Genomic DNA, 20,374 nt, shown 5'->3' on the forward strand with positions numbered 1-20,374 from the left:
AGTTGCATTAAACTATAGGGCGCTTTTGGCCGCTGTCAACGCTATTGCAAATCATTCGCAACTATGTGCCGAAATGAACCCGTCCCCCTTAAAACTTCCGAAACGCCCTGCTTGTAGAGTGCGCTCAGTTCGCGCGCTCTCGGCGCGTTCGTTGTTCTGCGTTCCAAGAGAAGTCCGTCGCCCGTGAAGCTGCTCCCGATCTCGTTCCGCTTGTCCCGGAAGCTTCTGATCATTGTTGCCGGTGTAACGGTGCTGACCGGTGCGTCCGGTGCCGCCGCCATCTTCGTCGGGCGCGACGTTCTGCTCGGCCCCTCGACGGAAACGGTATCAGGGGCCGCCTGCACGACGGTCACCACCGTGCGGCTTGATCGCGACGGGCAGCAGTGGCTGCGCAAATATGTGCGCTCCGACGCCAAGGACGGCGAGGTTCGCGTCAAGACCGCGCTGCGTGTCGCCGGTGCGGTTTCCAATGCGGAAGAGGCCGATCTCTACCAGGTGATCATGCTCGATGCCGCCGGTCCGGTCTATCGGGCCGACATGCGCGGCCGTGCCATCGGCGCCGAAGTGCTTTTCGCGCGTGACCCCTCGGCCATTCCCGGCATGAGCGCGCCCTTCGTCGCCCGCTATACGGATGGAAAGCCGGCGGGCAACGGCGAATTCTACGGCGAACGCAAGGAGCTTTCGCTCGACGAGATCAAGACCATCGTCACCGCCATGACGGAACGGGAAGACTGTGTCGATCCCAATGCGGTGGCCGAGGCCGGCAAATCCGGCGGGCATGGCGAGGCGAAGCCGGAGGAGGGCGGCCACGAGGCGCCGGCCGATGGCCACGCCTCTGCCGACACGGCCGAGGAAGGCTCGCACGAGGTTGCCGCGAGCGGTCACTGACGGCGGTTCCATCCGCCGCACGGCAACTTTGCCGTTGTACAGCACCGCCCAACTTTGCTAGCAGAAGCACACGATTTTGACCCCGTACCGGCCGGTGTGCCGACCTTCTCCCGGCGGAGAGGGTGAGGAAAGTTGACATGCCCGATCTTCTGCTTGAACTCCGCTCCGAGGAAATCCCTGCCCGCATGCAGCGCAAGGCGGCAGGCGACCTGAAGAAGCTGGTCACCGATGCGCTTGTCGAGGCGGGCCTGACCTATGAGGGCGCACGCGAATACTGGACCCCACGTCGCCTGACACTGGATATCCGCGGCCTCAACGCCCGCTCCAGCGACGTGCGCGAGGATATCAAGGGCCCGGCAACATCCGCGCCGGAGCAGGCGATCCAGGGCTTCCTCCGCAAGGCGGGCCTTGCCTCGATTGCCGAGGCCCACGTTCACAGCGATCCGAAGAAGGGCGACTTTTACGTCGCCCACGTCGTCAAGCCGGGCCGCGTAGCCGATGAGATCATCGCCGAGGTGATGCCCGGCATCATCAGGAACTTCCCCTGGCCGAAGCCGATGCGCTCCGGCGCGGAATCGGCCAGGCCCGGCTCGCTGCAATGGGTGCGCCCGCTGCAATCCATCGTCTGCACCTTCGGTTCGGAAACCGAGGAAACCCGCGTCGTGCCGTTCGAGATCGGCGGCATCGTCGCCGGCAATGTCACCTATGGCCACCGTTTCCACGCGCCGGAGCCGATCACCGTGCGCCGCTTCGAGGATTATGCCGCCAGCCTCGAAAAGGCGAAGGTCGTGCTCGATGCCGAGCGCCGCAAGCAGATCATCGCGACCGACGCCAACAATATCGCCTTTGCCAACGGTCTTGAACTGGTCGAGGACGAGGGGCTGCTGGAAGAGGTGTCCGGTCTCGTCGAATGGCCGCAGGTGCTGATGGGCACGTTCGAGGAGGATTTCCTGTCGATCCCGTCGGAAATCATCCGCCTGACGATCAAGACGAACCAGAAGTGTTTCGTGACCCGCAAGCCGGGCGCCGACACGCTTTCCAACCACTTCATCCTCGTTTCGAATATCGAGGCGAAGGATGGCGGCAAGGAGATCGTGCATGGCAACGGCAAGGTCGTGCGTGCGCGGCTCTCCGATGCCAAGCATTTCTGGCTGCGCGACCAGGGCGACCTGCCGGATCTCGACACGCTGCAGGCCTCGGCCGAAAAGTTCGGTCTCGATCTTTCGAAGCCGCTCGACCAGCGCATGGCCAAGCTCGACGCTCTCAACGTGACCTTCCACGCGAAGCTGGGCACGCAGGGCGAGCGCGTCGCGCGCATCCGCACGCTCGCAGCCGAACTCGCCCCGATCATCGGCGCCGATCCGGCGCTGGTCGACCGGGCCGTGGTGCTCGCCAAGGCGGACCTGCGCACGGAGGCCGTCGGCGAGTTCCCCGAACTCCAGGGCATCATGGGCCGCAAATATGCGCTCCTGCAGGGTGAGGATGCGTCGGTGGCCGAGGCCATCGAGGATCACTACAAGCCGCAGGGCCCGTCCGACCGGGTGCCGTCGGGCAAGGTCGGCCTCACGGTCGCGCTGGCCGACAAGCTTGATACGCTGATCGGCTTCTGGGCGATCGACGAAAAGCCGACCGGCTCGAAGGACCCCTATGCACTGCGCCGCGCCGCGCTCGGCGTGATCCGCATGCTGCTCGAAAAGAACATCCGGCTGCCGCTCTCGACCGTGGTGAAGGATGCCGACCTCGTGTCGTTCTTCCACGACCGTCTGAAGGTCTACCTGCGCGACATGGGCGCGCGCCATGACCTGATCGACGCGGTCCTGACGCCTGACGCCGACGATCTCCTGATGGTGGCCCGTCGCGTGGAAGCACTGACGGCGTTCATCACCTCGGAGGAGGGGCGCAACCTGCTCGCCGGCACCAAGCGCGCGACGCAGCTGCTGGCTGCCGAGGAGAAGAAGGGCACGGTGATCGAAGTCGCCGTCTCGCCCGATCTTCTGACACTGGGTGCCGAAAAGGCGCTTTATGCCGCGATCGAGACAGCCTCCAGGGATGCCGCGGCGGCCGTGGCCGGCGAGGATTTCCGCTCCGCCATGGCCGCGCTTTCGACGCTTCGCGCGCCGGTCGACCAGTTCTTCACCGACGTTCTCGTGAATGACGAAGACCCGGCGATCCGCGCCAACCGGCTGGCGCTCTTGTCTTCCATTCGCGCGGCGACCGGCACGGTTGCCGATTTCTCCAAGATCGCGGGATGAGGTGCTGCGCTGATGACAGGAAAGATCCTCATCAGCGCCTGCCTCGCCGGTCTGCCGGTCCGCTACAACGGATCGGCCAAGCCGCTGCTCCATGAGGCCGTGGACCGCTGGCGTGCGGCCGGGCGGCTGGTGACGCTCTGTCCCGAACTGGCCGGCGGCTTTGCCGTGCCACGGCCGCCTGCCGAAATCGAAAACGGTCTGGATGGCGACGATGTGCTCGACGGGCGGGCGCGCGTGTTGGAAATTTCCGGCGGGGATGTGTCGGCGGCCTATATCGAAGGCGCGCGTATCGCGCTCGATGTGGCGCTGGCGCATGGCTGCCGGCATGCGCTGTTGATCGACGGTAGCCCGTCCTGCGGCTCGGGCTTTGTCTATGACGGCTCGTTTTCCGGCGTCCGGCATGTCGGGAAGGGCGTGACGGCTGCGCTTTTGCGCCGCAACGGCATTGCCGTCTATTCCGACGGGCAAGTGGATGCGCTGGCGCGTGATCTCGCGGAGACCGCCTGACACGCATACGCCCCTGCTTGAGGTCAGGGGCGCAACGTCCGCTTTCGCGAATTCCCGTCAGTCTGGAGGGACCGAGAGGCAGGGTTCCTCCAATATGGGGTCATTCCACGCGAAGTTCAAATTTTGTCGGATCAAACTCCCGTGAGGTGGCGACGGCTGCGGTCGCTGTTTCGCGCGCTGCATCGGTTCCCAGCGCGCTCGTCTTGGCGCTGGTGTCGACGGTTTCGGCCGCGGCGTTCTCGTCCAGCGGCTTTTCAGCCTCGGCCGCCTGGACGGTTTCAGCGGGCGCCTTGTTGACGAACAGCACGGGCGAGCCGCCCATCCACGCTTCCGTCCGGAAAACCTTGCGCTCGCCGTTCTGTTCGCGGATTTCGATCTTCTGCGTGCCCGGTGCGATGGCATCGACGTGATAGGTCGAGGTCTCTGCCTTCGGCTTCAGCGCGGGGCACGCATCGCAGCGCACCGTCGAGATGCTCGAGGATGACGTGGTGGCAGGCATGGTCTCGATCGAACCGGCAAAGGCAGGCGCGGCGAGCAGGAGCAAGCCAAAGGTCGGCAGCAGGGTACGCATCAACGGGTCTCCCTCATGGTTGAGGGAAGAATAGCCGTTACCGGTTACGGTCCCGTCAGGAGAGATGGTAAAATTTGAGCAAACCGGCCCGTTTCGGCCGGGCCTCAGGCCTGTTCGCGGGCGACGGCGCGCCAGCCGATATCGCGGCGGCAGAAGCCGTTGTCCCATGTCACGGCGTCGACGGCGGCATAAGCGGCCTTTTGCGCTTCCGCCACCGTCGGCGCGACGGCGGTGACGTTGAGAACGCGGCCGCCTGTCGCGACCAGGTGTCCGTCCTTCAGGGCTGTCCCGGCGTGGAACACCTTCGTCGCCGCGTCATCCGCCGGCAGCGACAGGATCGGCGTGTTCTTCTCATAGGCGCCCGGATAACCCTTCGATGCCATGACGACGGTGAGCGCAGGCGCGTCGCGCCATTCCGTGGTGACCTTGTCGAGCCGGCCAACGGCGGATGCGTGGAGGATCGGCAGCAGGTCGCTGTCCAGGCGCATCATCAGCACCTGGCATTCGGGATCGCCGAAACGCACGTTGTATTCGATGAGTTCGGGACCCTTGGCGGTGATCATCAGGCCGGCGAAAAGCACGCCCTGGAACGCATGGCCATCCGCCGCCATGCCGCGGATTGTCGGCTCGATGATTTCCCTCATCGTGCGCTCGACCATGTCAGGCGTCATGACCGGGGCGGGCGAATAGGCGCCCATGCCGCCCGTATTGGGTCCGGTATCGCCGTCGCCGACGCGCTTGTGATCCTGCGCCGAGGCGAGCGGCAGGGCGTTCACGCCGTCGCACAGGCAGAAGAAGCTCGCCTCCTCGCCGTCGAGGAAGGCTTCCACCACCACTTCGGCACCGGCCGCGCCGAAGGCGCCGTCGAAGCAATCGTCGATCGCTGCAAGTGCCTCATCCAGCGTCATGGCGACGGTCACGCCCTTGCCGGCGGCAAGGCCATCGGCCTTGATGACGATGGGCGCACCCTGCTCGTTGACATAGGCCTTGGCGGCGGCTGCATCGGTGAAGCGCTGGTAGGCGCCCGTGGGAATGTCGTATTTCGCGCAGAGATCCTTGGTGAAGCCCTTGGAGCCTTCGAGCTGGGCGGCCGCCGCCGACGGGCCGAAAACGTCGATGCCCTTGGCGCGCAGCACGTCGGCCAAACCTGCGACCAGAGGCGCTTCCGGACCGACGACGACGAAGGATACGCCGTTATCGGCACAGAAGGCGGCAACGGCTTCGTGGTCTTCGATATCGAGCGCGACGAGCGTCGCGCATTCGGCTATGCCGGGATTGCCGGGTGCGGCATAGAGCGTGGTCAGCAGCGGCGACTGCGCCAGCTTCCAGGCAAGGGCGTGTTCGCGTCCGCCTGATCCGATCAACAGAACCTTCATGCCCGTACCCTCGATCCGTCCGTGATTAGCAGGCGGGTTAAGGGGACGGGGCGCAAAGGTCAAGGGCCTGCGGCTTCAGAGGGTGGCGGCACCCTTTTCCGCGACGGGACGGCCGAGGTTTTCCAGTTCGGTGTCGATCAGCTGCACGTCCTCGTACCAGTCGCGGGAACGCGATGGTTAGCGAATCGGTAATCAAACATGGATAATTCTAGGCAATCAAAGTTCACGGCGGCCTACTGCGGGGCCGTCGGTCAAACGAGGATTGTGTTTTGAGTATCCGTGTTACGACCGCAATGACTGCGGCTGCGCTTCTGTTTGCGCCCATATCCGCCCGTGCCGGCGATTATTTCTGGTCCGGCGACTGGTATCTGAAGGTGGGTGCGGCGGGCTTCTCCGCTCCGCGTTACGAAGGCTCCAAGAAGTACCTTTTCCAGGTCACGCCGCTGATCTCGCTCGGCAAGGCCGGCAGCACGGTTCGTTTCTCCTCGCGCAACGACAACCCGTCCTTCGCGCTGATCGATAATGGCGCCTTCCGCGCGGGCGCGACCGGCAAGCTGATCATGCCGCGCGACGAGGGCGATTCGGACGATCTGAAGGGCCTGACGCCGGTGAAGTTCGGCGGCGAACTCGGTGCTTTCGCCGAGGTCTATCCGACGGATTTCCTGCGCCTGCGCGGCGAAGTGCGCCACGGCATCCGCAGTCATCATGGTGTGGTCGCCGATATCGCGGCGGATGCCTTCGTCGACGTCGTGCCCAATGTCCGCGTCTCGGCCGGCCCGCGCATGACCATCGCGTCCAAGGACTACATGAAGACCTACTACGGCGTGAAGCCGAGCGAAGTCGCCGCGTCCGGTCTCGCGGCCTACGATCCGGGCGGCGGCATCCAGTCCGTCGGCGCGGGTGCGGCGATCACCTGGCAGGTCAACGAGAAGATCGAGACCAGCGCCTTTGCGGAATACAAACGCCTCGTCGGCCCGGCGGCGGATTCGAGCCTCGTCAAGCAGCGCGGTGACCGCGATCAGTTCCTGATCGGCGTCGCGGCGACCTACAAGTTCGATTTCACGCTCCGCTAAACCGCAACAGGGCGCCGTCGCAGGCTCACGGTTGCGACGGCGTGACGCTTGACCGGAACGTGAGCGCTTGCGATCAAGGTGCATGATCACCACCTCGACCGATTCCGGCCGCGTCGCCGACGCACCGTCCAACAACTGGGTCTATCGCGTGCTGCCGCGCGCGCTCTGGCCCTATGCGCAGCTTGCCCGCTGGGACCGGCCGATCGGCTGGCAGCTGCTCATGTGGCCGTGCTTCTGGTCGACTGCGCTCGCCGCCAATGTCGCGGCCGCCGCCGGGACGTTCGACTGGACGCGCTTCGTCTTCCATCTCGTGCTGTTCTTCATCGGCTCGGTGGCGATGCGGGGTGCGGGCTGCACCTATAACGACCTCGTCGACCACGATATCGACAATGCGGTGGCGCGCACCCGCTCGCGCCCGCTGCCATCCGGTCGCGTCACGCGCCGGCAGGCGAAGGTGTTCATGCTCCTGCAGACGCTGGTCGGCCTCGTCGTGCTGCTGCAATTCAACCGCTTCGCCGTGCTGCTTGCCATCGTCTCGTTGCTGATCGTCGCAATCTATCCCTTTGCGAAGCGCTTCACGGACTGGCCGCAGTTCTTTCTCGGCATGGCGTTTTCCTGGGGTGCGCTGATGGGCTGGGCCGCCGAATTCGGGACGCTCTCCCTGGCCGCCGGCACCCTCTATGTCGCCGCCATCGCGTGGACGGTCGGCTATGACACGATCTACGCCCATCAGGACAAGGAAGACGATGCGCTGATCGGCGTGCGCTCCACCGCGCGCCTGTTCGGCGATCGGACCAAGCCGTGGCTTGTCGCCCTTTACGGCCTGACCGTTGCGCTCATCGCCGCCTCGTTCTGGCTTGCCGACGTCGGCATCGTCGCCTGGCTGGGGCTCGTCGTCGCGGCTTTCATGCTGGCCTGGCAGATCAGGACGCTCGACATCGACGATCCGGAGCAGTGTCTGGCGCTCTTCAAGTTCAACGGCGTCGTCGGCCTCAGCATCTTTCTCGCGCTGGCCGTCGCCATTCCTTTCGCCTGATCCTTAGCCCCGGCGCGCACTGTTCTGCGGGCAAAGGCCCGTGCGGCGGAGCGTTGCGGGATGCATGGCCAGCTCGAAGCCGCGGCGGGGCGGCCGGCCGTGCGAGACGAGGGCTGCATCCGCCTTGCGCAGATGGATGAGGAGTGCGGTGAAGAGCTTTGCCATGTGATCCGTCCCTTGCGCTCGTTTCCGGCCGGGCCGGCGTTGACGCTATGTGGCATGGAGGGGCGGAGACGGCTGTTCCTGCGGGAACAGGGGGACGCGAAAAAGCCGGCCGCAGGGAACGGCCGGCTTTTCATGGAGGTCAGCGCATGCTCAACGGCGGGCGATGATTTCCCGTCCGTCGATCTTCATCTGGACGCCGAGCTTGCCCGTCGTGCGGCGCACGAGGAAACGCGGACGGCGGTCCGCAAAGTAGGAATGGCGGCGGCGCGGCTTGGCCGGGCGGCTGCCGACGGTGAGGTTTTCATCGAGGGGCCGGGCGATGCCGTCGGCCTCCACCATCAGCATCGGAATGCGGTAGGCATCCGACCAGCTGCGCCAGTCGGCGGCGATATCGCAAAGATCGTGCGCCACCAGCAGCGGAATGCAGAGGTCCGGGTCGTCGTGGTGGAGTTCGAGGGTAACGGTCACGTCGCCGTTGCCATGGTCGATGGCGCGCGCGGCGACGCCCTTGAAGGCGCGGGCAGGCAGCGCGATGGAAAGCGGAAGCCCGCTCGACGGCAGGACCTTGCGCAAAACGGCGCCGCGCTCGTCGAGGGTGATGGTGGCATCGGTTCCCTCGGCGCGCAGCTCGAACGATACCTGCTGCGGGAAGCGCTTGGGATCGAGCCGGAGCGTGTTGCCGGCCCATGCCGGCTTGGAAACGGTATTCAGCATGTCTTTCACCCTTGTTTTCCTTGAGAGCCGGTTTCCGGTCTTCTCATCGGGACTTTCCGTCCTCTGAGGGCGAGAATAGGCGCAGCCCCTTCCGAGCCGCTTAAAAATTGCGGTTAAGAAAACTTTGCGGTTCCCGATGGTTAGCAAAACCGAACCGGCTAGGGTTTCGAACTTATGAATGCCGGCGGCGCGATGTGTGGCGTGCCGGCCCGACAGGCCGGGGCAAGGCTCGGCAGCGAAAATGACGCCGATCGGCTTGCCGATGACTGGAAGGAACGGTTCCCGATGCTGTCGACCTATACGAGCTACAACCTCATCGCGAAGGACCTGTTGAAGTCGCTGAACCGAACGGCGGCGGAGACGGTCAATGCGCGCGACGCCGCCTATTACAAGGAGAATATCGGCAAGGTTACCTCGGTCGACGCGTTCCTCGATGATCACCGGCTCTACTCCTATGCGGTCAAGGCCTATGGCCTGGACGACATGGGCTATGCCAAGGCCTTCATGCGCAAGGTGCTCGACAGCGACCTCGCCGATCCCAACAGCTTTGCCAACAAGCTGACGGACGAGCGCTACCGGAACTTCGCAAGCGCCTTCACCTTCAACACCTCCACGACGGCGACGGCCCAGACCGAGGCGCAGCTCGATGAGGTCATCGGCCTCTATACGGCGGGCGCCGCCAATGCCGGAGCGGCGATCAAGGAAGAGAGCCGTTACTACAACGCCGTGATCGATCAGGTCACAAACGTCGATCAGCTTCTCAACAATGACCGGCTGCGAAGCTATGTCTTCACGGCCTTCGGTATCGATCCCAAGACATACTCGCGCGAGGCCGTGCGTGGGGCGCTGTCGAGCGACCTGAACGATCCGTCCAGTTACATCAACACACAGTTCGGTGGTGGCGTAACGGCGGCGCAGGAGGCCAGGCAGGTGGCGAGCGATGCACTGGCGCCGCTACAGCTGCGCGAGACGCATCTCGCCCGTATCACCAAGCTCGAAACCGATATTCCGGCCTTGCAGACGCAGATCACCGATCTGGATGCCGAGATCGCCCGGCTTTCGACCAATCCAGATGGGCTTGGCGCCGCGGAGCTGCAGGCGCTCATCGACAGCAAGGAGGCGGCGAAGGCAACCCTCCAGACCCGCCGGTCGGATTACCAGGCCGAGCTGGTCGAAAAGCAGGCCGCCGTGGCCGATCTCGATGCGGTGCTGGTTCCGCGCGCGGAGGCGGCGTCCCGCATCGCGTCGCTCAAGACGGAGATCGCGCGTCAGGACACGATCATTTCGAGCGCCAACAAGTACTTCATGCTCGCGGCAGCGTTCAACTTCGCAGCAGACGGGACGGCTGCGGCCGGAACAGCTCAGGATACAAGCCAGAAGACGAGCACGCAGGAACTCTACACGCTTTCCAATCCGCGTGTGACGACGGCTGCGGCGCTGATCCATCAGGACTATTTCGAAAGCCGGATCGGCAGCATCACCACCGCGCAGGAACTCGCCGACGACGCGCGTCTCGTCTCCTATCTCAAGGTCGCCTACGGGCTCGACAAGCTGTCGGTCGGCAGCCTGACGATCCGCAACATCATCACGAGCGATCCGGATCCGGACAACCCGTCGAGCTATATCAACGCCTTCGGCGGTGCCGACAAGGCGAAATACATCGCGCTGCGGGCGGCCTTCAATTTCCAGGAAGACGGCTCGCTTGCGGCAGGCGACAGCGCCCAGACGGCCACGCAGACCGCGAAAACCGCCAGCGCCTATCTCACACATTACAATGACAAGGACGAAGAGGCCGACGAACTCGCCATCAAGCGCTTCAAGGGGCAGATCGGCGCGGTGAAGACCGTGCAGGACTTCCTGGGCGAGTCCACGCTCTACAGCTTCGCGTTGAAGGCCTTCGGCATCGATCCGGCCAAGGTCTCGGCGTTTACGATCAAGAATGTGCTGAAAAGCGATCTCAACGATCCGAAAAGCTACGTGTATCAATTGAAGGACGAGCGCTTCGTCGAGCTGGCGAAGGCGTTCAATTTCGGGCCGGACGGCAATGTCACGGCCCCAAAGCTGGCACAGTCGGAAGCCGAAATTCTCGTGATGTCGCGCGCCTATCTCACGGCGAAATCCCGTTTCGGCACGAAAGACGACAAGGAACTGGCGCAGAAGGAGGCGGAATATTACTCCGCCCAGATGCAGAAGGTGGAGACCGTCAAGGAATTCCTGTCGGACGAACGCCTCGTGGCTTTCGTGCTCACGGCAAACGGGATCGACACCCAAAGCGTCGATGCGGAGTTCATGGCGAAGATCTTCACCTCCGATCTCGACGACCCCAAGAGCTTCGTGAACCAGCAGTCCAATCGCGCCTACCGCAAGATGGTCGCTTCCTTCAACTTCAACTCCGATGGCAGGGTCGTGCAGCCGGACGCCGATGCCGTGCAGTCGCGGCGCGGCATCTACGAGACCATCGACAGCCATGTCCGACAGATGCTGGAAGAGGAGGCAGGCAGCGACAATGCCGGCGTGCGCCTCGCACTCTATTTCGAGCGCAAGGCTCCATCGGTCGGCAGCGCCTACGACATCCTTGCCGACGACGCGCTGTTTGCGGTCTTCAAGACGCTGTTCCAATTGCCCGACGAGGTCGGCAGCGCCAACATCGATGCGCAGGCCGACATGATCAAGCGCCATCTCGACCTGAAGGACCTGCAGGACCCGGAAAAGGTGTCCAAGATGATCGTGAAGTTCTCGGTGCTCTACGATCTGGACAATCAGGCCACGACCGATCCCGCCCTGTCGGTGCTGACCAGCAATGGTTCGGCCGGTATCAGCGCCGATCTCATGATGTCGCTGGCGCAGCTGCGCACCGGCGGCGCCTGACGTCAGGCCTTCAGGACCTTGCCGGGATTCATGATGCCGGCGGGGTCGAAGGCGCGCTTGACCCTGCGCATCAGGTCCATCTCGATCGGCGCGCGCACCGCGGCAAGCTCGTCGCGCTTCAATTGGCCGATGCCATGCTCGGCTGAAATCGAGCCGTGGTATTTCAGCACGATGCCGTGGACGAGGTGGTTGATTTCCCGCCAACGGTCCAGGAACGCCTGCTTGTCGGCGCCGACGGGCTGGGAGATGTTGTAATGGATATTGCCGTCGCCCATGTGCCCGAAGGAGCAGATGCGCGCGCCGGGAATGGCCGCCATGACGGCGGCGTCCGCTTCCGCCATGAAGTCCGGGATGGCGGAAACCGGCACCGAGATATCGTGCTTGATCGATCCGCCTTCCGGCTTTTGCGCCGGCGACATGCTTTCGCGCATGTGCCAGAGCGCCTTGCGCTGTTCCTCGCTTGCCGCGACCACCGCATCCTCGACCAGCCCGGCTTCCAAACCTTCGGACAGAAGTGCCTCCATCATGCGCGTGGCGGTCTCGGCGGCATCGGAGGTCGAGATGTCGATCAGGACATACCAGTCATGCACGGTGGCAAGCGGGTTGCGGACGCCTGGAATGTGCCGTGTGGTGAAGTCGACGCCGAGGCGCGGCATCAGTTCGAACCCGGTAAGCGCGGTACCGCACCGGCTGGAAGCGCGTTCGAACAGCGCCAGCGCGTCCTTGACCGATTTCAGCCCGGCGAAGGCGACTTCGTGGCCGAGTGGACGGGGAAACAGTTTGAGCACGGCGCCGGTGATGACGCCGAGCGTGCCCTCCGCGCCGATGAAGAGGTCGCGCAGATCGTAGCCCGTATTGTCCTTCTTGAGGCGGCGCAGCCCGTTCCAGATCTCGCCCGTCGGCAGAACGACCTCAAGCCCGAGGCAGAGCTGGCGCATGCCGCCATAGGCGAGCACGGCGGTGCCGCCGGCATTGGTGGAAAGGTTGCCGCCGATCTGGCAGGAGCCCTCCGAGCCGAGCGACAGCGGAAAGAGCCGGCCCACCGCCTCGGCTTGCGCCTGGATGTCGGCCAGAACGCAGCCGCCGTCGGCGACGATGACATCGCCCACCGGATCGACATCGCGAATGCGGTTGAGGCGGGAGAGCGAGAGCACGACGTCGGCGGCCCCTTCGCGCGGGACGCTGCCGCCGACGTGGCCGGTATTGCCCCCCTGCGGCACGATCGCCGTGCGCGTTTCCGTGGCGAGCGCCAGGATATCGGCAACCTCCTGCACGGTTCCGGGCCGCAGCACCAGTGGCGAGACACCGTGATACAGGCCGCGGCTTTCGATCAGGTAGGGGGCGATATCGCCGTCGTCGACAAGGGCGTGTGCCGGGCCGACGATGGCGGCGAACCGCGCGATGAGGTCGGGGGAAAGGGTCGCCTGGACCATGCGTCGTCGTTCCTTCCTGTGCATCTCCCGCCCAAACGCATTGCATCGGCGCCGGGGAATGCCGTCATAAATCTAGCCGCGCGGCGCGGCGGCCCGTTGCAGGCGGTCGTTGATGGCCTCGCCGAGGCCGGTCTCCGGGATCGGCGAGAAGGCGATGGAGCCGGCACCGGTCGCGTCCGCACGCTTCATATAGCCGAACAGATTGGCGGCCGCTTCGGCCAGGTTGCCGGCCGGACTCAGATCCAGCACGAGTGCTGCGGCATCCTCGCCGGGAAGCGGTGCGCCGCCGAAGCGAATGAGCACTTCGCCCGGTTTGACGTCGCTTGCGTCAAGCCGCACGGGCGCCACGGGTGCATAGTGCGAGGCCAGCATGCCGGGGGCCTCGATGGCGGCACCGGCCTTTTCGTTGCGCTGGACGCGCCGGCCGGTCACGCGTTCGATCTCGCTGACATCGAGGCCGCCCGGCCGCAACAGACGGATCGCGTCGCCCTCGACCTTGAGGATGGTGGATTCGAGCCCGACGGCTGCCGGACCGCCGTCGAGAACCAGTTCCAGCCTGTCCCCGAAGTCATCGGCGACGTGGCGAGCCGTCGTCGGGCTGATCCTGCCTGACGTGTTGGCGCTGGGTGCCGCCAGCGGGCGGCCGAAGGCGGTGAGCAGACGGCTTGCAAAGCCCGCCGGCACGCGGATGCCGACCGTATCCAGGCCGGCACGCGCCAGCGGATGGATGGCGCTTTCGGGACGGATCGGCACAATGAGCGTCAGCGGTCCCGGCCAGAAGGCTTGCGCGAGTGCCCGCGACAGGGGATCGAAGACCGCGTGTTGCTCCGCCATCGCGAGATCGGCCATGTGGCAGATCAGGGGGTTGAAGCGCGGCCTGCCCTTCATTTCATAGATGCGGGTGATCGCCAGCGGGTCGGTGGCGTCGGCTGCCAGGCCGTAGACCGTTTCCGTGGGAATGGCGACGGGCACGCCGCGGGACAGGGCCTCGCAGGCGCGCTCCAGGGCTGCCGCCGCATCCGTCCTCGTGTCCACGATATCAGCCATTTCGCGCTTCCGTTTCGTCGGCTTCCTTTACAGGGCTTTGGCAGCGAATGCCAAGAGGCCAGCCCATTGCCTAAAATTGGAGCGACCTGATTAGACTGGCCGTAAGGGCGCACTGATATGCCTGATGGTAACAGGTTGTGCCCACAGGTTCCGGTTGATGACACACAAGAAATCCTCCACGATCGATGTTGCGCTGCGCGTTGCGACGGCCATGAAGCAGATGGGCATCGAGGGCCTGCCGCGAAACTACGAGCTGGTTTACGAGGCCTACGCGGGCAACAACCCCGACCTCGTGCGCGAGTTCATTGCGCTCGGCAAATACAAGACCCAGGCGGGGCTCGACGAGCTCGGGCGCAAATACCTGCCGCATCAGCACGAGGCGAGCGTGCTGCAGCGCTCGGCGGGCGCGATCACCAACGAGATGGCCAATTTCATGGACCTGCTCGGCCAGGAGCGCGCCTCGCTTTCCGACTATGGCCGCCTGATCGGCGAAGCGTCGCAGGTGATCCGCAATGCCAGCGGCATGGGCGAGGGCGCGCTCGGCACTTCGCTCGAGGCGCTCCAGCGGGCAACGGAGCTGCGTGTCACGCACACGGCGGAAATGGAGAAGAAGGTCGCGGCGCAATCGGTCGTCATGGACGGCATCCAGAAGGAGATGGCGGAATTCGAGGCGATGAAGTTCATCGATCCGCCGACGAAACTCGGCAATCGCCGGGCCTTCAACAAGGCGCTTGCCGGCGTCTATGCCAATGCCGAACTGCCCATGCTGTGCGGGGTCGCCATCGCCGAGGTCGATGCAGGACGGCGCTTTTCTCCCGCGCAGATCGAGGCGCTTTCGGATCACCTTGTGACCTTCTATGGCGGCCTCATTCGCCAGGTGTTCCCCGGTGAAGACCTCGCCGTCCGTTTCGATGGCCTGCGCTTCGGGTTCTTGTTCCGCACGGGGGACGAAGCCGAGGTGTTGCGGCTCATCGATCAGTTGCGCAATACGTTCGAGACGGTGGCGCTGCGCGATCCGCGCACGGGCCGCAATCTCGGCCATCTGACCCTGTCCGCCGGTGTCTGCATGGCCGACCGGGCCGATAGCGCGCTGGCTCTGTCATCGGCCTGCGAACAGGCATTGGCGGAGGCGCGGGCTGGCGGCGGTGACAGGGTCGTCGTGCATGGACCGGGCGAATCCGCCGCTTCCGGTCGCGACTGGATGCTCTACCGGGCGTCCTGAGCCAACGGTCGCTGCCCCGCTACATCGCCCGGATGATCTTGCGCAGCGCCTCGTTGCCTGCGCCAAGCATGAGAACGTTCTTCATCGCCAGCTTCGGGTCATCGGTGCGAAACAGCACGCCGTTTCCGCGTATCTTGCTGTCGATCCTGAGCCGTCCGGCTTCTTCCGCAGGCATGATGGCGACGGCGAAATACATGCGGCCCGGCGTGTGGGAGATGCTATCGAAAAACTGCTCGCCGTGGTCGCTGTCGGCGCCGATCTCGGCCTGGAAATTGGCCATGTAGAAGGCCCACTGAACATTCTCGAATTCGGCAAAGCGGGACTTGGCGACGGTGATGTGGCAATAGCCGAGATGCGGCGTGCCGGCGAGCGTTCGGTGAAAGATCAGGCGGGGAAACTGGATGGACTGGTGGAAGCGGTTGATGCGGCCGTGGGTGATGCTGCCGGCCCGTTCCAGCTTGCGGCCGGTGCGCTCGGCGACTTCTTCGTAGCTGAGATACCGCTTTTCCGTAGCGCTCCAGGTCGGCGTGCGATCGATCCGCCCCGTGCGCAGGAATTCGGTATGCGCGGATCGGGGCGGGTTCGCGCGCTTGAAGGCGACAGCGTCGTAGTATCGGAAACCTGTCTGCTGCACCCGTCGCACCCCATCGTCGCGCCTTTATCGACGAAAGAGTATGGAAACGTCGTTAAGCTTTCCTTTCCGACAGCGTGCCGTTTCCAGATGCACCCTTTGTGGTCGCAATATGACAACCTGACGTCATTTGGCAGTCCGCTGCCAAAACTATACGCATAGCGCCGCAAAATTAGGCTCATCGCATTGAAACCTTTGGCTTAATGAAAGCGATGCAGATGGAACCCCTGCAAAGGCGGCTGTCGTCAAAACATGATGGCATGTCGTTTTCCGGCATGCCGCCCGGACATTCTTGCGGTTAGATAAGAACACTCAAGGTGCCCGCCTCCAAGGGAGGGGTGGAGAATTGGGAAGCCGGTTTAAATCCGGCGCTGCCCCCGCAACGGTGTTGGAGCAAGGTGCAGCAGGAAGCCACTGGACGGGAGGTCCGGGAAGGCGCTGCACCAGGTCCGGAAGGCATGGTCCCAGACGAGCCGCGAGGCTTTCTGTCCGGATCATGATCGGCCAAGGACACTCCTCAGCCCGGAAACCAGCCTGGAGTAACGATCGTGACTGGCTGCGGCGGGCGGCCGGGAAGCGTGCAGACCGTGCGGCTTGCCGCCCGGATGCCGTCTCCTCAGCGCGCCTCGGCAAATTATTGGATATTCTGAGGATCCGGCATGGACATTCACAGCGACGTGCTCCGCAAGCTCAAGAACCGGCGCGAAGGCCACAGCCTCGAGCAGGCTTTCTACATCGACCCCGATTACTACAAGCTCGATCTTGAGACGATCTGGTACCGCGACTGGCTGTTCATCGGCCACGACTGCGAGATCCCCAAGTCCGGCAACTATTTCACGGTGCAGGTGGGCGATTATCCCGTCGTCGTCACCCGCGACCGGACCGGCACCGTTCGCGCCCTTCACAATTCCTGCCGCCATCGCGGCTCGCGCGTGTGCACGCAGCACAAGGGCTCTTCCGCCAAGCTCGTCTGTCCCTACCACCAGTGGACCTACGAACTCGACGGTTCGCTGCTCTTCGCGCGCCACATGGCCGAGGATTTCGACAAGACCCAGCACGGCCTGAAGCAGATCCACTGCCAGACGGTCGGCGGCTATATCTTCATCTGCCTTGCAGACGAGGCGCCCGATTTCGCGCCGTTCCGCAATCTCGTCGATCCCTATCTCGCCCGCCACCGCCTCGGCGAGACGAAGGTCGCTTTCGAGAGCACGATCATCGAGAAGGGCAACTGGAAGCTCGTGTGGGAAAACAACCGCGAGTGCTACCACTGCGCCGCCAACCATCCGGAACTCTGCCGCACCTATCCCGAAGCGCCGAGCGCGACGGGCGTACAGGGCGCCAAGGATGATCCTGTCATCGCGGAGCACTGGGCGAAGTGCGAAGCCGCCGGCCTGCCGAGCGAGTTCAAGATCTCGCCGTCTGGCCAGTTCCGTGCCGCCCGCATGCCGCTCATCCAGGATGCCGAGAGCTACACCATGTCCGGCGCGCGCGCCGTGCAGCGGCCGCTGTCGAGCGACGTGCTGGAAAGCCATATCGGCACGCTGCTGCTCTTCCATTACCCGACGACCTGGAACCATGTGCTGGCCGATCACGCCATCACCTTCCGCGTCCTGCCGCTCGGCCCCGAGCTGACGCAGGTCACGACGAAGTGGCTGGTCAACAAGGATGCGGTCGAGGGCGTGGACTACCGGCTCGACGAGCTTACGCATGTCTGGACGGAAACCAACGACCAGGACCGCCGGATCGTCGAGGAAAACGCCTTCGGCATTCGCTCGCCGGCCTACCAGCCCGGCCCCTACTCGCCCGAAGACGAGGGCGGCGTGATGCAGTTCGTCGAGTGGTACACCAACTTCATGGTGGAGCGGCTCGACGGCGCCAAGAAGCCGCTGTCGCGGGTCGCCTGACATGACGGCCACGAGCGATTTCCGCCATTTCGACGAACTCCAGCCGTGGAACGATCGCCAGCATATGCTGGAGTGCATCGCTGTCACGGTGGAGACGGCTGATGTGATGACCTTTACCTTCCGTTCCGATCGCGACAACTGGTTCCGGTACCTGCCGGGCCAGTTCGTCACGTTGGAATTGCCGGTCTCGGAAGACGATCCCGTCATGCGGACCTATACGCTGTCTTCGACGCCTTCGCGTCCCTTCTCCGTCGCCGTGACGGTGAAGGCGCAGAAGAACTCGATCGGCACGCGGTGGATGTTCGATCATCTGCGTCCCGGCATGAAGCTGAAGGCCTTCGGCCCGCTCGGCGATTTCTCCTTCGTGCGCTATCCCGCGGAAAAGTACCTCTTCATCTCGGCCGGCTCCGGCGTGACGCCGATGATGTCGATGACGCGGTGGATGTCGGATTGCAGCCCGCAATCGGATGTCGCCTTCGTCACCTGCGCCCGCAAGCCGGAAGACCTGCTGTTCAAGGCGGAGCTCGAATGTCTTGCGGCCCAGATGCCCAACCTGTCGCTGGGCTTCGTCGTGGAAGGCCACAATCCGCGTGACGGATGGCACGGCGTGCGCGGCCGTATCGATGCCGCCCGGCTGTCGCTGCTGGCACCCGATTTCCGTGACCGCACCGTCTTCTGCTGCGGCCCGGAACCCTTCATGCGTGGCGTGCGCGACATGCTCAAGGTCTGCGGCTTCAACATGGACCGCTACCACGAGGAAAGCTTCCAGCCGGCGGCCGCGCCGGCGCCGGAGGAAATCGCGATCCGTGCGGGTGCGGGTGAGCAGGAGGTCGATGCCAACGCGGTCTCGACCGTCACCTTCACCATGGCGGGCAAGGATGCGAAATGCCCGCCCGGCCAGACGATCCTCCAGACGGCGCGATCGGCCGGGGTGCGTATCGGCGCGGCCTGCGAAGGCGGCCTGTGCGGCACCTGCCGGGTGATGAAGATTTCCGGCGAGGTCGAGATGAACCACAATGGCGGCATTCTCGATGATGAAATCGAGGAAGGCTACATCCTTGCCTGCTGCTCGCGGCCGATCGGCGACGTGTCGATCGAAGCGTAAGGCAGCGCTGCACGATCTCGATAAAAAGCCCCGTCACCGGCCGGTGACGGGGCTTTGTGTTTTCGGATTATGATCCGGCCTCAGTCCGCCTTTGCGCGGCGGGCCGGGAAGAGGATGACGTCGCGGATCGACGGGGCGTTGGTGAGCAACATGATCAGGCGGTCCACGCCGATACCGAGGCCGCCGGCGGGCGGCATGCCCTGGTCGATCGCATCCAGGAACTCGTCGTCGAGCTGCTTGTCCTTCTCGCCGCGGGCATGGGCCTGGTTGAGCTGCTCGACCATGCGGGCGCGCTGCTCTTCCGGATCGTTGAGTTCGGAGAAGGCATTGCCGAGTTCCCAGGCGTTGCAATAGGTCTCGAACCGCTCGACGAGGCGCGGCTCACCCGGCACTTCCTTGGCGAAGGGCGAGATGTCCTTCGGGAAATGGGTGACGTGGCTCGGCTGGATCAGCGTGCCCTCGACCTTCTCTTCGAAGATGAAGGCAAGGCACTCGCCCCAGGTCCAGTCCTTCTCGACTTCGAAGCCGGCAGCCTTGGCGGCGGCGCGGGCTTCCTCGTCCGTCTTGATGGCCAGGAAGTCGATGCCGGTCGCTTCCTTGACGGCGTCCGGCATCGGCACGCGCTTGAACGGGCCCTTGAAGGAGAGCTCCTTGTCGCCATAGGCGAATTCGGTCGAGCCGTGGATCTTGACGGCCAGTTCGGCGAAGAGGCGTTCCACGAGGTCCATGATGTCCTCGTAGTCGGCATAGGCCCAGTAGCACTCCATCATCGTGAATTCGGGATTGTGCCGTGTCGACACGCCCTCATTGCGGAAGTTGCGGTTGATCTCGAACACCTTGTCGGTGAGGCCGGAGACCAGCGTGCGCTTCAAAAACAGTTCCGGCGCGATGCGCAGGTACATGTCGAGCTTCAGCGTGTTGTGGTGCGTCTTGAAGGGCTCGGCCGTTGCGCCGCCGTATACCGAGTGCAGCATGGGCGTCTCGACTTCCATGAAGCCGTCGTTTTCCATGAAGCGGCGGATGCCCGAGACGATCTTCGACCGCTGCTGGAAGCGCAGCTTCGATTCCTCGTTGGTCATGATGTCGAGGTGACGCTTGCGGTAGCGGATCTCGACATCCGAAACGCCATGCCACTTCTCGGGCATCGGCAGCAGCGTCTTCGTCAGCATGACGATCTCTTGCGCGTTGATCGTCAGCTCGCCGCGCTTGGTGCGGCGCACGGTGCCGGTCACGCCTATGATGTCGCCGATATCGATCATCGGCAGCAGGTCGCGGGCCTCCTGCGGGGTCGTATCCTTGTGGCTGAAGATCTGGATCTTGCCCGAGGCGTCATGGATGTCCATGAACATGCCGGAATTGCGCGAGGAATAGACGCGGCCGGCGACCGTCACGACGTCGCCGCTTTCCGTGTCCGGTTCCAGCGTCTCGTATTTGTCGGCCAGTTCCGCATTGGTCATCGTGCGGTGGAAATGCGCCGGATACACATCGCCGATCGTCTTGCGCAGCTGCTCGAGCTTCTGGCGGCGGACTTCCGTCGGATCGGAGGAAAGGGCGGTTTCTGTCTTCGTGTCGGTCATTTTTT

Annotated in this window: 17 protein-coding genes and 1 riboswitch; of the genes, 9 read left to right on the forward strand and 8 right to left on the reverse strand. The window is 64.2% G+C overall.

Features of this window, described 5'->3' with window-relative positions:
* The first annotated feature begins 183 nt into the window (after positions 1-183).
* The 3 genes from GR158_RS13930 (at position 184) to GR158_RS13940 (ending at position 3,647) form a co-directional block, all read left to right on the forward strand.
* Entirely contained in the window at positions 184-888 is a 705-nt protein-coding gene (locus GR158_RS13930) for a hypothetical protein (protein WP_134646079.1), read from the forward strand.
* A gap of 137 nt (positions 889-1,025) precedes the next feature.
* Positions 1,026-3,140, forward strand: a complete 2,115-nt coding sequence (glyS, locus tag GR158_RS13935) for a glycine--tRNA ligase subunit beta (protein ID WP_160871500.1) — start codon at positions 1,026-1,028, stop codon at positions 3,138-3,140.
* 12 nt (positions 3,141-3,152) lie between these two features.
* Complete coding sequence (locus tag GR158_RS13940; protein WP_160871501.1) at positions 3,153-3,647, forward strand: DUF523 domain-containing protein; 495 nt, start codon at positions 3,153-3,155, stop codon at positions 3,645-3,647.
* A 100-nt stretch (positions 3,648-3,747) separates the two neighbouring features.
* Here GR158_RS13940 and GR158_RS13945 read toward each other — a convergent pair whose 3' ends face one another.
* A complete protein-coding gene (locus GR158_RS13945; RefSeq protein ID WP_160871502.1) occupies positions 3,748-4,218 on the reverse strand; it encodes a plant virulence effector HPE1-like domain-containing protein in 471 nt (156 codons plus the stop codon).
* 104 nt (positions 4,219-4,322) lie between these two features.
* A complete protein-coding gene (purD, locus tag GR158_RS13950) occupies positions 4,323-5,594 on the reverse strand; it encodes a phosphoribosylamine--glycine ligase (protein ID WP_160871503.1) in 1,272 nt (423 codons plus the stop codon).
* Between the two features lie 269 nt (positions 5,595-5,863).
* Here purD and GR158_RS13955 point away from each other — a divergent pair, with 269 nt between their 5' ends.
* Together GR158_RS13955 and ubiA are read left to right on the forward strand one after the other, a co-directional pair.
* Positions 5,864-6,667, forward strand: coding sequence for a MipA/OmpV family protein (locus tag GR158_RS13955; RefSeq protein ID WP_370359124.1), 804 nt, complete (start codon positions 5,864-5,866; stop codon positions 6,665-6,667).
* Positions 6,668-6,749: 82 nt separating this feature from the next.
* Positions 6,750-7,703: a 4-hydroxybenzoate octaprenyltransferase gene (gene ubiA / locus GR158_RS13960; RefSeq protein WP_160871504.1), complete on the forward strand. Its 954-nt coding sequence runs from the start codon at positions 6,750-6,752 to the stop codon at positions 7,701-7,703.
* A 3-nt stretch (positions 7,704-7,706) separates the two neighbouring features.
* Here ubiA and GR158_RS13965 read toward each other — a convergent pair whose 3' ends face one another.
* Positions 7,707-7,868: a hypothetical protein gene (locus GR158_RS13965; protein ID WP_160871505.1), complete on the reverse strand. Its 162-nt coding sequence runs from the start codon at positions 7,866-7,868 to the stop codon at positions 7,707-7,709.
* Between the two features lie 150 nt (positions 7,869-8,018).
* On the reverse strand, positions 8,019-8,582 hold the full coding sequence (locus GR158_RS13970) for a DUF6101 family protein (RefSeq protein ID WP_134646067.1): 564 nt from the start codon (positions 8,580-8,582) through the stop codon (positions 8,019-8,021).
* Between the two features lie 174 nt (positions 8,583-8,756).
* On the opposite strand from GR158_RS13970, the gene GR158_RS13975 reads away from it, so the two are divergent.
* Complete coding sequence (locus tag GR158_RS13975) at positions 8,757-11,450, forward strand: DUF1217 domain-containing protein (RefSeq protein ID WP_160871506.1); 2,694 nt, start codon at positions 8,757-8,759, stop codon at positions 11,448-11,450.
* 2 nt (positions 11,451-11,452) lie between these two features.
* Here the strand turns inward: GR158_RS13975 and GR158_RS13980 are convergent, their stop codons facing one another.
* Complete coding sequence (locus GR158_RS13980) at positions 11,453-12,883, reverse strand: FAD-binding oxidoreductase (protein WP_160871507.1); 1,431 nt, start codon at positions 12,881-12,883, stop codon at positions 11,453-11,455.
* 72 nt (positions 12,884-12,955) lie between these two features.
* Positions 12,956-13,930 (reverse strand): L-threonylcarbamoyladenylate synthase, encoded by a 975-nt coding sequence (locus GR158_RS13985; protein ID WP_134646061.1) that lies wholly within the window; start codon positions 13,928-13,930, stop codon positions 12,956-12,958.
* Between the two features lie 157 nt (positions 13,931-14,087).
* On the opposite strand from GR158_RS13985, the gene GR158_RS13990 reads away from it, so the two are divergent.
* Positions 14,088-15,152, forward strand: a complete 1,065-nt coding sequence (locus GR158_RS13990; protein WP_160871508.1) for a diguanylate cyclase domain-containing protein — start codon at positions 14,088-14,090, stop codon at positions 15,150-15,152.
* A 19-nt stretch (positions 15,153-15,171) separates the two neighbouring features.
* On the opposite strand, the gene GR158_RS13995 is transcribed toward GR158_RS13990, so the two are convergent.
* Complete coding sequence (locus GR158_RS13995) at positions 15,172-15,786, reverse strand: DUF6656 family protein (RefSeq protein WP_134646057.1); 615 nt, start codon at positions 15,784-15,786, stop codon at positions 15,172-15,174.
* 295 nt (positions 15,787-16,081) lie between these two features.
* A riboswitch (cobalamin riboswitch) is annotated at positions 16,082-16,336 on the forward strand.
* A 106-nt stretch (positions 16,337-16,442) separates the two neighbouring features.
* On the opposite strand from GR158_RS13995, the gene GR158_RS14000 reads away from it, so the two are divergent.
* A complete protein-coding gene (locus tag GR158_RS14000; protein WP_134646055.1) occupies positions 16,443-17,687 on the forward strand; it encodes an aromatic ring-hydroxylating dioxygenase subunit alpha in 1,245 nt (414 codons plus the stop codon).
* Between the two features lies 1 nt (position 17,688).
* Positions 17,689-18,792 carry a hybrid-cluster NAD(P)-dependent oxidoreductase gene (locus GR158_RS14005; protein ID WP_134646053.1) on the forward strand — a complete coding sequence of 368 codons (1,104 nt, stop codon included), beginning with the start codon at positions 17,689-17,691 and terminating at the stop codon, positions 18,790-18,792.
* An 80-nt stretch (positions 18,793-18,872) separates the two neighbouring features.
* On the opposite strand, the gene lysS is transcribed toward GR158_RS14005, so the two are convergent.
* The gene (gene lysS / locus GR158_RS14010) at positions 18,873-20,369 is read right to left on the reverse strand and encodes a lysine--tRNA ligase (protein WP_134646051.1); all 1,497 of its coding nucleotides are present in this window, start codon (positions 20,367-20,369) and stop codon (positions 18,873-18,875) included.
* Positions 20,370-20,374 lie beyond the last annotated feature (5 nt).

Origin of the sequence: Shinella sp. AETb1-6, assembly GCF_009826875.1 — a bacterium.
Lineage (GTDB): Bacteria > Pseudomonadota > Alphaproteobacteria > Rhizobiales > Rhizobiaceae > Shinella > Shinella sumterensis.